The organism is Gemmatimonas aurantiaca (assembly GCF_037190085.1).
GTDB classification, from domain to species: Bacteria; Gemmatimonadota; Gemmatimonadetes; order Gemmatimonadales; family Gemmatimonadaceae; genus Gemmatimonas; species Gemmatimonas aurantiaca_A.
On sequence record NZ_JBBCJO010000010.1, the window covers coordinates 1 to 14433 of the forward strand.

The following is a 14433-nucleotide window of genomic DNA, read 5'->3' on the forward strand; positions in this document are numbered from 1 at the left end:
CCCCGCATAACACCGGTAAAAACCGTTTTTGATCCGTTTTGTTACGGCCCCTTCCGTGTAATCCGCGGCAATGTTTTTTTGTTGTTGGTGAGCCAACTCCCCCGAATCCGACGCGTGTTCCGGTATGGCGTCGTCGAACAGTGTGGAAGCCCGGATCAGTGCCGGAGTGAGTGTCGCCGCCGGCCAGGACCCCCGGCACGAGGTGTATGTGCGCGTCATCCGGCCGGTGGAGGCCGACGTGCTCGAGGCGCGGGGCGTGCTGGCGGTGGTGGTGGAATGCCGCGGCGCTCCCGGCGTCGGTCTGGCCGCCCGCCTGCTCGTGGAAACGGTCGTCCGGCATTTCGAGCGCGGCGCGCGGAATGGCGAGGACTGGCTGGTACGGGCTCTCGAAGCCGGTTGTGAGGCGGTCCGCGGGGCTGCGGGACGGCTGCGGTTCATGCGCGGTGTGACGGTGAGCGGCGTGGCCCTGCTGCTGCATCAGGGTGTCGCCCATGGGGCGTTCATCGGCAGCACCCCGCTCTATCTGGCGCGGGGCCGGACCTGGTACCGGTTGTCGGGAGACGAGGTCACGCAGCCGCTCTCCCGTGCCATGGCGGTGACCTGGGCGCAGCCGCTGATGATCGACGCCACCGACCGGTTCCTGCTCTGCAACCGGGCGCTGAGCCAGGCGCACCGATCGTCCACCGAGGGGGGATCGCCGTCCGGTCCGGCGTTCCGGACCACGCCGCCAACGCACCATCCTCAACTCGTCTGCGATGCGCTGATCGCCGAAGCGCGGGCGATCGAACGACAGGCGCCCCTGGCGACCGCTCTCCTGGCGGTGGAAGAGAACGGGACACGTTCGGGACATTCCCCACTCGCGTTGTGAGCTGCCCGGGTGCACTTCTACGCGTGTTGGGTGTGAACCTGTCACCGGAGGAGTACGGAATGCATGTCATACGTCGACCGGCGCTGCAGTCGGAGACTGTACGCAGGGCCAGAACGCGAGAAAGCGCCGGGGGTCGTTCCGAGGTGAACGGGTCCGGCAGTGGTGGGGCATGGTCCCACCTGATCCCCACCCGCCTGGCACGGGTGGTGGGGGTGAGCATGACAACGCTGCTGTTCGCGGCGTGCGGCGGCGGTGAGGCTTCGGCGCCCAAACCCGTGGCCGTCGTCGACGTGTCTCCCACCACGATCAGCGTGCAGCCGGGTCAGTCGTCCACGCTGACGGCGACGCCGCGCGACGCCGACGGCAATATTCTCGCCGGTCGTCAGGTGACCTGGACGTCCGGAAACACCGCCGTGGCCACGGTTTCTTCCGGGGGTGCGGTGACCGGGGTATCCGATGGCAGCACGTCCATCTCGGCCAGCGTGGGCGGGGTGAGCGGCAGTGCCTCCGTCACCGTGCGTTCCACGGTGGCGACGGTGGCCGTGACGCCCTCCACGGGTACGGTCACCGTGAGTCGCGCGCCCCTGCAGCTGTCTGCCGAACCGCGCAATGCCAATGGGGCTGCGCTGGCCGGACGTGCGGTGACGTGGAACTCCTCGGCACCGACCATCGCCACCGTGTCGGCCACAGGCCTGGTGTCGGCCGTGGCGCCCGGTTCGGTCATCATCAGTGCCGCGAGTGAAGGTGTCACGGGCACCTCGAACATCACCGTGGCACCCAATCCCTGCAGTGTGGTGCGGGCCGTGACGCTCGGGCAGACAGTGTCGGGCACTTTCACGGCGAACGACTGCAAGCTGAGCGACAGCACGGCCATCCAGCGTTATGGCTTCACGCTGACCGCCCGCACGAAAGTGGAGATCCTGATGTCCAGCACGGCGCTGGACTCCTATCTCTTCCTCGCCGATACCGATCTCAACGTCATCGACGAAGACGATGACGGAGATGGGGGCAGCAACGCGCGCATCATGCGCACGCTGCCGGCCGGTCGCTATGAAATCATCACCAACGCCTACAGTCCCAACACGTATGGCGCGTATCAGCTGACACTGCGCACCGCGCCGGCCGTATGCACCACGGGACGCGCGTCCACTGTCCCGCTGACGTTGTCGACCAACCTGACCACGTCGGCCTGTCGTCTCAACGACGGCAGCTATCAGGATCGCTACGACATCAACGTCACGACCCGCGCCATCTATCGCGTGGACGTGTCCAGTACGGCCTTCGATGCCGTGGCCGTGCTGATCGACCAGAACGAGCGCATCATCGCCCAGGACGACGACAGCGGTGAAGACACCGACGCCCGCTTCGAAGTGCTGCTCGATCCCGGCCGGTACACGGTGCTGGCGACCGCGTATCCCCGGCAGACGGGTTCGTATCGCATCACACTGGCTCAGGCGGTGGATCCGTGTGGTGTGAACAAGACCCTCGTGCTCGGTCAGGCGACGATCAACACGCTCAGTCGCACCGATTGCGCGCTGGGAGACGGCGGAGGCAGTGCCCGCTATCTGCATCGGTACGCCCTCACGGTGAACACGCCCACGTCGTTGCAGATCGACATGACGAGTACGGAAGTCGACGCGTATCTCGTGGTGCAGAATGCTTCGACGGGTGCGGTGGTGGCCGAGAACGACGATGCGTCGAGCACGACGCGGAACGCGCGCATCCTGGCCACGTTCCCGGCCGGCTCGTACATCGTGAACGCGACCACGTACGATCCCGGCGAAACCGGTTCGTATCAGATCAGCGCCACGGTCGCGCAGAATTCCGGTGTGAGTGTGGCGGTCACGCCCACAGTGATGTCGCTCGTGCCGGGTCAGACCCAGTCGGCGCGCAGTACGGTGACCGGCAGCAGCAACACCGCCGTCATCTGGCAGAGCAGCAACACCAATGTCGCCACGGTGACCACGGCCGGTCTGGTTCGCGCGATCACGCCGGGCACGGCCACCATTTCGGCCATCTCACAGGCCGATCCGCGGGTCGGGGCCTCGATCGCCGTGACGGTGGCAGCCACCGACGGCAGCGTGAATCTGGACATCGCCGGCATGTACGTGGTGCAGTCGGTGCAGCAGCAGGACGGCCGTATTCCCCTCGTGGCCAACCGGCAAGCGGTCGCCCGGGTGTTCGTGCGCGGCAGTCGGGTGGGTCTGGGCGCCGTGCAGGTCCGCCTGCGTGTGTTCCAGGGCAGCACCGAACTCGCGAACTCCATCGCCACCGCCACGCCCACCACGGTGATGGACGAGAGTTGCTGCTCGGCGGACTTCCCGTTGCCTGGGTCGATGATCAGGGCCGGTGTCTCGCTGGTGGCGGATGTCGATCCGAACAACACCGTTCCTGAATCGAACGAAGCGGACAACACGTATCCGCAGGTCGGTTCGATGGCGCTCAACGTGATCACGGTGCCGCCGATGGTGGTGAAGATCGTGCCCGTGCAGCAGGGACGGAGCGGGCCCACCGGCGAACCGACCAACTCGCTGTTCAGCATCTTCCGGTCGATCTGGCCGTTCGAGACCATCACGGCCACGGCCCGTGTGCCCCTGGTCATCGACTACACGGTCGGCACGCAGAATTTCGACGACTGGATCCGTCTCGTGCGTGACGTGGAGATCGTGCGGCAGACCGAAGGTGGCGCGCACTATTACTACGGTCTGCTGAGAACCCGCGGCACGAGTGGGGTGCTGGGGTTGGCCAACGGGATTCCGGCGCGCACCGCGATCGGTGTGGACGAAGGTTCGGATTTCGGACCGCTGGAAGCGCGGCTCACCTTCGCGCACGAACTCGGGCATACGATGAACCTGCGGCACTCGCCGTGTGGTGGAGCAGCCGGCCCCGATCCGAACTATCCGTTCTCGGATGGTCGCACGGGTGTGTACGGCATGGACACGTACAGCGGCAACGCGATCAAGGGCCCCGTCCTGAACGACATCATGACGTACTGCCCGAACCAGTGGGTGAGCGCGTACAACTACCGCCGGGTGATGGATTTCCGTCAGGCGAATCCGAACGGCTACGGCAACCTGGCCGCGGCCACGCGGGTGCTGCTGGTGTCCGGCGCGGTTTCGGCGGCAGGCATCACGGTGGACCCGGCCTTCTCGATCACGGCGTCGCCCGCGGCATTCGATCTCAAGGGCACGCATGCGGTCGACGGGTTCGATGTGAACGGCCGTCAGGTGTTCAGCTGGCGCTTCACGCCGCATCGGGTGGAGGACGCGCGCAGCGAACAGGATGCCTTCGTGGTGGCGGTGCCGCTCAGCGACGCCGCGCAGGCCACGGTGGCACGCCTGGTGGTGCGCGAAGTGAGTGCGGCGGCGTCCGCGCGCAGTGCCGTACGGGTGAGTGCACTCAGCATGGCGGCGAACGATGCGATGGCCGCCACGCCGGTGAACGCCCTCGCGCGGCTGCGTCGTTCGGGAAGTGTCACGGAACTCGTGTGGTCGTCGGCCACCACACCGGCCGTGATGGTGCGGGACCGGAGCACGGGTGACGTGATCGCCCTGGTGCGCAACGGCACGCTGAACCTCTCGCAGTTCGGCAGCCTCGAGCAGCTCGATCTGCACGTCTCCGACGGCACGAAGAGCGCGCGGCTCGTCATCGATGCCGCCACGGGAGCGCTCCGTCGATGAACATGCGCTCCCGCATCGCCCTGTTCGCGCTGCTCGTGATTGGCTCGGTGACCGGTTCGGCGTGCCGTACGCCGGCCGCCGAGCGGAATCCCGGGGATTCCACGACCATGCCGGCGGGTACCCAATCGGGTACGTCGTCGGCAGATGGTCCGGCCACCGCGAGCATGCCCGCCGCGCTCCTTCTGGAGCGCGGCCCCTGCTACGGACGGTGCCCGGTGTACAGCGTGGCGCTCTTCACCGACGGCAGTGTGTATTTCGATGGACGGGACCACGTGGGCAGCAGCGGCATCCACAAGAGCGCGGTCGCGTCATCGGATGTCGCGGCGCTGCTCGCGCGGTTCCGTCAGGGCTTCTTCGCGCTGAAGGACACCCTGTACACACAGGATACGCCGGGCTGCGGCAACTTCGTGACCGATGGCCCGTCCATCAACATCGCGCTGCAGGATGGAACACGCAGTCGGCGCGTGCGTCTCGATGGGGGGTGCACGGGCGCTCCTGCTCTCATTCGTCAATTCGGTGCGGCGATCGACAGTGTCGCGCGCACCTCGTCCTGGATCGTCGGAAACGGAGGAACGGACTGATGTTGATCTCCACGACCCTCGCGCTGGTTCTCGCGATCGTGCAGCCACCGGCCAGCAGCACCTCGGCGGCGCCGGTGAGTGGTACGGCTGCCGTGAACGCGGTGAGTGACCATCTGCAGAAACATCCCAAGCGGAAGATGACGGCAGCCACGGCAAAAAAGGCTGCTGCCCGTGACGCGGCGGCCGGCGCCGGTGCATCGGGCAGCGCCTCGACAAAAGCCCCCGCGCCGCCGGCCGTGAAACCGGCTGCGAAGAAGAAGCCCGCTTCGACGCGCTGAGGCGCGGGCACACAACACAAACAACAAAAAAGCGTTGCCACGGATTACGCGGATGGGGCGGAAACTGCACGGATAACTACGGAAAAGCACCCGTTGTTGATCCGTGTTGTTTCCGCCCCATCCGCGTAATCCGTGGCGACGCTTTTTGTTGTTGTCTGTTCGATCTATTTCAGCGAGAGCGCGCCCGAAGGCCGCACGCTCAGCACACGCCAGCGTGAGCCGTCGCGTTGCAGTTCCGCCGTGAATTGCCCCGAGCGCTTGCGGTTCGCACCAAAGGGCGAGCGCACGTTCACGTCGGAGGAGAAGGAGGCGTTGGCATGGGATCCCTGGAGATCCACGTCGAGGCCCTGCGGCGCGCCCACCGAGATACGCCCTTCGCGGGCCAATGCGACCCAGTCGCTCCTGAGATTGCCCTGCAGCAGGGATTCCGCACCGGAGACCTGGGCGAGTTCACCCAACGCATTCGAAAGCACGGAGCGAATGGCGTCACGCGCCGCGCTCGCCGTTTCCACGGTGGCGGGCGCAGGACTCGGCGACGGCGTGACGGGTGGAACAACCGATCGTACATCGTCGCCTCCGCTGCGTGGAGGTTCGTTGGAGCCGGACGATCCATCCGATGATCCGCCGCCTCGCGCACGCTGCGCCGGGGGATTCGGTGTACGCTCGCGGCTGCCCGAGCCGGCGGGTGGAGAGGAAGGGGGAACGACGGGTTCCGACGGCACCGGTCCCGCGGCCGGCGGAACACGCAGCGAGGAGGCGTCTTCGCCCGGCGCATTGGAGACCGAACCCCCGCCCGCTGGATCGGGAGTGACGGCCACGGTATCGGCGGCCGGCTGCTCCGGCGGAGGCGCCGGCGGTGTACGCCAGGCCCGTACACCCAGACCGGCCGCGGCGAAGATCACGCCCGCCGCGGCGTAGACACGCCAGTCGGTCCAGCGATGCGCCGTAATGCCCGTACCGTTGCCGGTTGCCGTGGACTCCATGGAAGAGCCGATCCGTGTGGGCTTCGGATACTCCCCTGTGCTCGTGATCGACGCCTCCGCGAGCCGCGTTTGTGCAACCGGGCGGGCATCGGCAAGACGGGTTTCCGCGATCGACCCGGCGGAATGCGCATCCGGTCCCGCATCGGGTCGCGCATCACGCCGCAATTCACGCCGCAATTCGCGTTGCGGCTCGCGCGTGACGGGTGCGTCGGCGTCCGCCACATCCGCATCCGGGTGATCGTCCGGGCCGGCATCCACCGCCAGCCGCGTCTCCGGTGCGGGGGTGGAACGCTTCTCGTTCCGTGTGCGCGCCGCCGCCGGTGCGAGTTCGAGCGCCCGTGCCAGCTCCTGCGAAAACGCCATCGCGTTCGGGAAGCGATGTGTCGGTTCGTTGGCCATCGCGCGGAACACGATGTGGTCCACGATCGACGGAACCTCGGGCACGAATTCACTGGGCGGCGGTGGGGGATCATTGAGCTTCTTCATCATGAGCGCATAGTCCGAATCGGCGTCGAACGCCATGCGGCCCGTGATGAGTTCGAAGAGCACCGCCCCGACCGCATAGAGATCGGTGCGGCCGTCCACTTCCTGACCGCGCAGCTGCTCCGGCGCCATGTACATCGGCGTGCCCACCGCGTGTCCCACCTGGGTCTGTCGGCTGCGACCCAGCATGCGCGCGATGCCGAAGTCCATCACCTTCACGGCGCCATTGTGCGCCAGCATGACGTTCGCCGGCTTGATGTCGCGGTGCACCACGCCCATATCGTGTGCATGATCGAGCGCATCGAGCATGGCGATGCACAATTCGCACGCCCGCGGCCAGGTGATGCGCCCCGAGCGTTCCACGATCGTTTCCAGTGTGTCGCCACGCACGAACTCCATGATCATCAGCAGTTCGTCGCCGTGTTGCTCGAGACCGTGCAGCGTGGCGATGCGCGGATGACTCAGACGCGCCAGCGCCTTGGCTTCCTGCCGGAAACGCTCCACCAGCGCTTCCTTCCGCGCGAGATCGGGGCGCAGCACCTTGATGGCCACTTCACGGTCGAGCATGCGATCGACCGCCCGGTACACACTGCCCATCCCCCCGTCGCCGAGCCGGTCGACGATGCGGTAGTTCCCGACGACACGCCCGATCATGACACGATTCCGATCGTGCGGGTGATGCCGGGCGCTGCCGCCGGACGATCGGCCGCACGGAGATGCACGATCACCGCCGAGATGTTGTCGAGACCACCCCGTTCCCGGGCGAGCGCGATGAGCCGGTCGCAGGCCACCTGCGCGTGCGGCAATCCGTGGGTCATCACCGTCCGGATGTCTTCATCGCTCACGAGATCGTAGAGTCCGTCGGAACAGAGCAGAAACACATCGTCGGGTTGCACGATGAAGGGATGATTCCAGCTGCTCACCTCGATGGAGGCATGACTGCCCAGGGCCCGCGAGATGACATTCTTGTCCGGATGATGACGCGCCTCTTCGAGCGAGAGGATGCCGCGCCGCACCATGTCCATCACCGCGGAGTGGTCTTCCGTCATGAGGAGGAGATCGCCTCCCCGCAGCAGATAGCAGCGCGAATCGCCCACGTGTGCGCACCAGGCGGCGCCGTCGCGCAGGATCAGCGCACAGCAGGTCGTGCCCATGCCGCGCAACGCGGGCTGCCGGCGTCCGGCATCGTGAATGGCACGATTGGCTGCCTGGATGGCCTGTACCAGCGCGTCGGGCAGTTGGGTGTCATTGACGTCGAGTGTGTGCACGATCGTGTCGCGCGCGAGTGCACTGGCCACTTCACCGGCTTCGTGTCCCCCCATGCCGTCGCACACGAGGGCCAGCACACCATGCTGGCGCATCGCCCGTTCGGAATCGGGAACCCGCAGCAGCAACGCGTCCTCATTGAGTTCCCGCACACAACCCGGATCGGTGGCCGTGCCGGTCTCGAGATGCCAGGGTGCGGCGGCGGCCACCACCCGTCGCTGATCGTTCGTATCGCGCAGCGGATCGACATGTCGGCGCGCGGACGAAGCGGGAGAGGCCGTGCTCTGGCCGGTGAACCAACCGACGACGGTTTGCAGTAACGACATGACGCGCTCGTGATGACCAGGATGACTGGAGAGAATGCGATGAATGTCAGGGAGTCCGACAGCGCCGCATGCTTTCCATCACCGCATCGAGACCTTCGGTGATGCGCAAACGCACGGGCGTGTCGTCGCAGCCGGCGCGCCGAAGCACCAGCGAGATTTCGGCACCGAGTGGCGCCTCGAGCTGATAGGGCGTCGTGCCCACGGGCACGTCGTCGCGATACACGTCGGCCCGGCCTTCGAGCACGCGGATGGTCACCCGACGCAGGGTTCGGGATGCATTGCCGCCATCCGCGTGACCGGTCACACCGCTGCCCGTACCGCTGCCCGTGTGTCCGCCCATACCGACACCCCCGCCGACCTCCGTCGAATCGGATTTCCGGGGATCGCCGCCGTCGGAGGGGCTCTGCAGGGTCACGATGAAGAACGCCAGCGCGACCACCGAGACGAGCCCCGCCAGCACCAGACGCCATTCGCGGGAGGCGCGTCGCGCCACCTCGCCGCTCCGGCTGATCTGTTTGCGCAGCAAGGCCGACGGTTCCGAGATGATGCCCCATCCCGGCAGCAGTCCACCGGCCGGTGCATCGGCATCCGCATGCAGCCGGCGGATGTCCTCGAGCAGTGCGGTCACCGACGGATAGCGGTCATCGGGACGCACACGCAGACATCGCGCCACCACGCGGTCCACGTCACGCGTCACCGCGGTGCGCAGCGCGGAAGGCGGCGAGTAACTGCCCTTGAGGATGTGCTCACCCAGCAATCCGGGTGCATTGGCGGCGAACGGTGGAATGCCGGTGAGCATCTCGTACAGCACGATGCCGAGCGCCCAGATGTCCGAACGCGGCTCGGCGCGCCCCGTGGTGAGCTGCTCGGGCGCGAGCGATTGCAAGGTACCCACCACATTGCCCGTGCTGGTGAGACGCGGCGCACCGGGGGCCATGGCGATGCCGAAATCGAGCAGCTTCACCGTGCCGTTTTCACTGATGCGCACATTGTTCGTCTTGAGGTCCCGGTGCACCACGCCGCTCCTGTGCACGTATTCCACACCCTCGGCGAGCGCGGTGAAGACGCGCAACGCCTCCGGCACACTCATGGGACCGGCGCGGCGCAACCGCTCGTCGAGCGATTCGCCGTCGATGTACTCCATCACCAGGCAGGGCAGACCATCGACCTCGAGATAGCCGAACATGCGCGCGATGTTCGGATGCACCAGTGCCTGGTGAATGCGGGCTTCGTTGCGGAACCGCTCGAGCCCCGTGCCACCCACCGCTGTTTCATTGAGCATCTTGATCGCGGCCACCTGACCGGTGTCGCGATGCATCACCCGATACACGGCGCCCATGCCACCCGCTCCCACGAAATCGATGACCCGGTACGGACCGATCGTCGCACGTCTGATGAGAGCGGGGGACATGGGCGGAATGTCTGCGGGCAGGGGACGGTCAGCGCGCGGTCGGGTCGCCGATCTTGAGCAGCTCCATGGCGTACCGGATCGGGATCGCGAACGAGATCTGCGCGTCGGTGGTCTTGCCGGCGAAGTAGATGCCGATGACGTTGCCGAAGGCATCGAACATCGGCCCGCCGCTGTTGCCACCACCCGTGGAGTTGATCGTCAGCTGATAGGTGTCACCACCGGGAGCCAGCGTGATGAATCCGTCGCGTACTTCGGTATCGGCGGCCCGCAGGATCTTGCCGATGTTGCCCGTGGACAGCGTCGGATCGGGCAGGATGCGCTGCTGCGCCTCGCGGTTGAACATGTCACGCGACTTGATCACGGTGATCACTTCGTCGGACACGCCCGGGTATCCCATGACCGTGACGGCATCACCCTGTCGCGTCTTGTCGTAGGTGTCTTCCATGTTGACGTACGACAGTGCCTGCGGTGCGTCGACCTTGATGAGCGCGACATCGTGACGCTGCGAGGGACGCACGTTGGCGGCTTCGAACGGTGTCGGGTCCTTCGGAAAGCGGACGTACAGATATTCCACGCGGGCCTGGAAGTCGCCGATGTCACCCTTGGGACCGGCCTGCTTCGTTTCCGACGGAATCCACTGACCCGGCGGACGTGTCACGACGGGATTGCCGCCTTCGTCGAGCATCGGCTGACCGGTGCGTCCGTCGAGAATCGGACCCACGTCGTTCGGATTGAAGCGATACCACGTCTGCCAGTTGTACGCCACGTGCCGGTTCGTGATGATGAAACCGTTGGACGTCACGACGAAGCCCGAGCCGCGCGAACTCACGCCGATGGGTTCACCGGCATTCTGATCGAGTGTGAGTGCCGGTTCGATCGCACTGCCCACCTGCACGTACGCGGGAACCATCTGACGACCGTTGTCCACGATCGGACGACGCGACCCGTCGCGCATCTTGATGACGTTGGGCACGAGGCGATGATAGACCTGTCCGCCCGAACCCCGATGCGTGAGCTTCCAGCTGAAATCCACCTGCACCACGGCCGGGGAATGCGCGGCCGCGATCTCCGCCGGTTGCAGTTGCTTCGACAATTCCCCCGCGCGGCCCGTCGCCTTGCCCAGACTGTCGAGACGGGCCTTGGTCTTGCCGCCCTGTTCCTCGAGTTTGTCGGCCTGCAGGCGATTGTACCCCACCACGCCGATGATCAGAGCGGCCGCGACGCCGAGGACCGCGAACATGTTGCGACGACCCTGGTTGCGGGTCTCGCCAATCATGCGCTCCACCGTGGCCTTGCCGATGCTGTTGGTCGGCGCGGGTGCGTTGCCCGTCCCGCCGGACCCGGACGATCCGGACGCCGCCGGTGGCGCACCGACGCGCGTTTCCGCCACACCCGCCACGGCTCCGCCAAGACGCGTGGCCTTCACATACATGGCCGGCAACGGATCGATGTCGAACTGCAGTTCCGGACCGCCGGCGCCAAGCTGGATCACGTCGCCCGGTTGCAGCGGACGATCGCCCACCACGCGCAGTTTGTTGAGGAACGTGCCGTTGCGGCTGTTCAGATCGGTCAGTGTGAACCGATAGGGATCGTTGGCATCGCGGGCGATACGGGCATGCTGTCGACCCACGAGGTCGTCCTTGTCCGGGTCGAACCGCACGCCGGCACTGGGATCGCGGCCGATGGTGAGTTCGGCGAACTGCTCCAGCGGGAATTCCTCGAGCTGACTGGCCTTCGACCCTTTCAGATGGCGGAGGACGACGCGTTCCATTGCTGAGATCTCCATGAGAGGCGGTGCGGGCGGCACCGGGATGTGGAGCGCATGCGGACCGGTGTGGAGGCCACGGTCATCTGGCATCGCTCATTCACCCACGCGCAGTCCCGTGCCAAAACAGCTCATGCCGGGGGCCGATGGGTGCTCCGACCCGCACCGACCCGCACCGACCTGCAGGGATCGATGGGACATCATCACAGGGACCAGGTGGGAGATCGATCGGGGTGCCGCGCGTGAGCTGGTCCGTCGGCGGTTTGCGCGTGTGTAGGCAGATCGGAGATCCATGGTCACGTCGGGCCTGGCCTCTCCGGACACTCCTGCCTTCGAGGATCGGTCCATGTCCGCAGTTCGTCGTTCTTCCTTTCTGACGGCCGCGCTGTGCTGCGGTGCGCTCGCCGCGCCGTTTGCCGGAGCGCTGTCGGCGCAGTCGGCGCAGCGTTTCTCCGTGCAGGCATCCGGCCTCTATGTGGGCGCGTATGGTGATGCCTATGAAGGACTCAAGCCGGGCGCCGGAGCCGAAGCGCAATTGCGGTACACGCCGAGCGTGTGGTCATTCGGGGTCGGCGGACAGATGTCGTCGCACGATCTGAATGAACCCGGCTTCAAAGGATACAAGGTCAGGCTGACGGGAGCGTTCTTCGAGCCGCGTCGCGTGATCGATGTGGGCAGTGCGCAGGTCGCGCCCTACATCTCGGCGCGGTTCGCGTACCTGCGCCAGTCCATCGATCTGGATCTCACCGATGGCGTCAGCTCCGTCGATCTGAAGGCCGAGGCCAGCGGTGGGCAGGTCAATGTGGGCGGCGGATTGCTGTTCCGCATGTCACCGCGCATCAATCTCGATCTCGGCGCCACCTTCGGCATGATCCGCTTCGGGGACGTCGAAGTGAACGTCCCCGGCTACGGACAGACGACGGTGAGTGGATCGAGTGGAACCGGTCAGAATCTCGTGGTGCGCGCCGGTCTCGCGATCGGTCTCGGCAAATGACGACCCGACGGCCGTGAGGCGGGGACGATCGTCGGGTGAGTCGTAGAACCGTGGCAGCGTCGCCGGGCCGGTTGCAGGGCCTGTCTCAGCGGCAGGCGTAGCGTCAGTCGGTCTGGTCCATGTCCACCTGACCGCTCAGGCGGCGCGACAGATGCGACCAGCTCATGCCCACGGCCAGCAGGAGGGCGGTGCAGAAGAGCACGACGTGCGTGAGTCCCCGTCCCGAGGATGCGCTCACGATGCCGAGGTCGAGCAGCAGCCATACCAGTCCACCGGAGATGGCCAGCACGATCATCGCGCCGCCCAGTCCGATGGAACGTCGGGTGGCGTTCAGGAACACGACCCACGCCGCCAGCAGGGCGAGACCGGCCAGGAACTTGAGCGAGGCCGGACCGGAGGTCTGCACACCGGTGCGCAGCGGCGCGATCGCCCAGTGGAAGTACGAAATCCCCTCGGGATTGTAGGTCGCGAAGACGAGAAACAGTGCCGCAACGGCGCGCAGCAGGAGGCCGCGGGGACCCGGGTCGTTGGCCATGGGGTGAAAGGCAGAGTCAGGGTGGAGAAAGCAGGGAACGCTGGTGCCGGCGCAGCCACCAGCGTCCGACGGCGGTCAGGCACCACAGCAGTGCCGCCACCACCAACAGGAACTTGAAGGTCGCGGCGGTTCCGGCAAGCAGGGCGCGCGCGGGAGTCGCGCCCGATGTGATCGTCTGCCAGAGCAGGAGATTCTCCAGACCGTCGAGTGGCGTGCAGAGCAGTACGAGCCACGCGAGGACGTGTCCCAGATCGCAGAATCGCGAAGGACCGTGCCGTTGCTCGACGGTCTGGAGGAGGCGGATGCCGGTGAAGAAGCACCACGGATAGACGAGCAGAAACGCCACGTCGATCCCCAGGTGGACCCGTGCGGTTTCCAGCAGATTCTGTCCCCGCCAGGCGTCGACGATGTGGGTGGCCCGGGCGGCGCTGAACGCCAGCTCGAAGCTCACGATGCCGGCCGGCGCCTCGGGCAATTTCAGGGGAGCGCCGAGCACCGCGAGCTGCGCCATGAGCACGAGCGAGAGCGTCGTCAGAAAGAGCCAGCCGAGAATGCGCATGCGGAGAGGGTAGCGCGTCGGATTCGCGCGCGGAACGGGAAGACGCTATCTCTCATGCATGATTCCGGCTTTGCCCGTTTCCGCGGACGCCCTGATCGGCGTGGCGGTTGGCCTCGGCCTCGCAGCGGCGGCCGGTTTTCGTGTCTTCGTACCCCTGCTGGCCGCCGCCGTGGCCGCTAAGACCGGCGTGTTGCCGCTGTCACCGGGATTCGAATGGCTGGCCAGCACACCGGCGCTGGCCGCACTGGGCACGGCGACGGTGCTCGAAGTGGGCGCGTATGCCGTGCCGTGGCTCGATCAGTTGCTCGATCTGGTCGCCACACCCGCCGCCATGATCGCCGGGATGCTCGCCGCGGCCTCGGTGGTGGTGGAGTTGCCGCCGTTGCTCAAGTGGAGTGCGGTATTGCTGGCAGCGGGCGCGGCCGGCATGACGCAGGGCGCGACGGTGTTCACCCGTTTCAAGAGCACCACGTTGACGGGCGGCATCGGCAACCCGGTGGTGTCGACGCTCGAACTGGTGAGCGCCGTGGTGACCAGCGCGTTCGCGATCTTCCTGCCCATCCTGACGCTGGTGGCCGTGGTACTGCTGCTGGTGTTCTTCACGCGTCGGGTGCACGGCGTGATTTTCGGTCGCCGTGGCGCGCGGGTCGCGAGTGAGGACATCGGCCCGCCCCGTGTGCCGCGGGGGCCTTGAGTCCGCGGCG

The 14433-nt window shown here is 66.5% G+C and carries 12 protein-coding genes; 6 read left to right on the plus strand and 6 right to left on the minus strand.

Annotation, left to right across the window (positions count from 1 at the left end; all coding sequences use genetic code 11):
- The first annotated feature begins 124 nt into the window (after positions 1-124).
- The 4 genes from WG208_RS12270 (at position 125) to WG208_RS12285 (ending at position 5407) form a co-directional block, all read left to right on the plus strand.
- Complete coding sequence (locus tag WG208_RS12270; protein ID WP_337171651.1) at positions 125-868, plus strand: hypothetical protein; 744 nt, start codon at positions 125-127, stop codon at positions 866-868.
- A 218-nt stretch (positions 869-1086) separates the two neighbouring features.
- The gene (locus WG208_RS12275; RefSeq protein WP_337171652.1) at positions 1087-4548 is read left to right on the plus strand and encodes an Ig-like domain-containing protein; all 3462 of its coding nucleotides are present in this window, start codon (positions 1087-1089) and stop codon (positions 4546-4548) included.
- On the plus strand, positions 4545-5129 hold the full coding sequence (locus WG208_RS12280; RefSeq protein WP_337171653.1) for a DUF6438 domain-containing protein: 585 nt from the start codon (positions 4545-4547) through the stop codon (positions 5127-5129). The genes WG208_RS12275 and WG208_RS12280 overlap by 4 nt, the downstream gene beginning before the upstream one ends.
- Positions 5129-5407, plus strand: coding sequence for a hypothetical protein (locus WG208_RS12285; protein WP_337171654.1), 279 nt, complete (start codon positions 5129-5131; stop codon positions 5405-5407). The genes WG208_RS12280 and WG208_RS12285 overlap by 1 nt, the downstream gene beginning before the upstream one ends.
- A gap of 164 nt (positions 5408-5571) precedes the next feature.
- Here WG208_RS12285 and WG208_RS12290 read toward each other — a convergent pair whose 3' ends face one another.
- The 4 genes from WG208_RS12290 to WG208_RS12305 are packed head-to-tail and all read right to left on the minus strand — an operon-like array spanning position 5572 to position 11647.
- Positions 5572-7527: a serine/threonine-protein kinase gene (locus tag WG208_RS12290; RefSeq protein WP_337171655.1), complete on the minus strand. Its 1956-nt coding sequence runs from the start codon at positions 7525-7527 to the stop codon at positions 5572-5574.
- Entirely contained in the window at positions 7524-8465 is a 942-nt protein-coding gene (locus WG208_RS12295; protein WP_337171656.1) for a Stp1/IreP family PP2C-type Ser/Thr phosphatase, read from the minus strand. Before WG208_RS12295 ends, WG208_RS12290 begins: the two co-directional genes overlap by 4 nt.
- A 46-nt stretch (positions 8466-8511) precedes the next feature.
- Complete coding sequence (locus tag WG208_RS12300) at positions 8512-9876, minus strand: serine/threonine-protein kinase (RefSeq protein ID WP_337171657.1); 1365 nt, start codon at positions 9874-9876, stop codon at positions 8512-8514.
- 28 nt (positions 9877-9904) lie between these two features.
- Positions 9905-11647 (minus strand): trypsin-like peptidase domain-containing protein, encoded by a 1743-nt coding sequence (locus tag WG208_RS12305; protein WP_337171658.1) that lies wholly within the window; start codon positions 11645-11647, stop codon positions 9905-9907.
- Positions 11648-11987: 340 nt separating this feature from the next.
- Here WG208_RS12305 and WG208_RS12310 point away from each other — a divergent pair, with 340 nt between their 5' ends.
- On the plus strand, positions 11988-12635 hold the full coding sequence (locus tag WG208_RS12310; protein ID WP_337171659.1) for a hypothetical protein: 648 nt from the start codon (positions 11988-11990) through the stop codon (positions 12633-12635).
- Between the two features lie 103 nt (positions 12636-12738).
- Here the strand turns inward: WG208_RS12310 and WG208_RS12315 are convergent, their stop codons facing one another.
- Both WG208_RS12315 and WG208_RS12320 read right to left on the minus strand, forming a co-directional pair.
- Positions 12739-13170: a DUF6524 family protein gene (locus tag WG208_RS12315; protein WP_337171660.1), complete on the minus strand. Its 432-nt coding sequence runs from the start codon at positions 13168-13170 to the stop codon at positions 12739-12741.
- Positions 13171-13186: 16 nt separating this feature from the next.
- Positions 13187-13729 carry a hypothetical protein gene (locus WG208_RS12320; protein ID WP_337171661.1) on the minus strand — a complete coding sequence of 181 codons (543 nt, stop codon included), beginning with the start codon at positions 13727-13729 and terminating at the stop codon, positions 13187-13189.
- Positions 13730-13787: 58 nt separating this feature from the next.
- Between WG208_RS12320 and WG208_RS12325 the strand changes: the two genes are divergently transcribed.
- Entirely contained in the window at positions 13788-14423 is a 636-nt protein-coding gene (locus WG208_RS12325; RefSeq protein WP_337171662.1) for a DUF4126 domain-containing protein, read from the plus strand.
- The last annotated feature ends 10 nt before the right edge of the window (positions 14424-14433 follow it).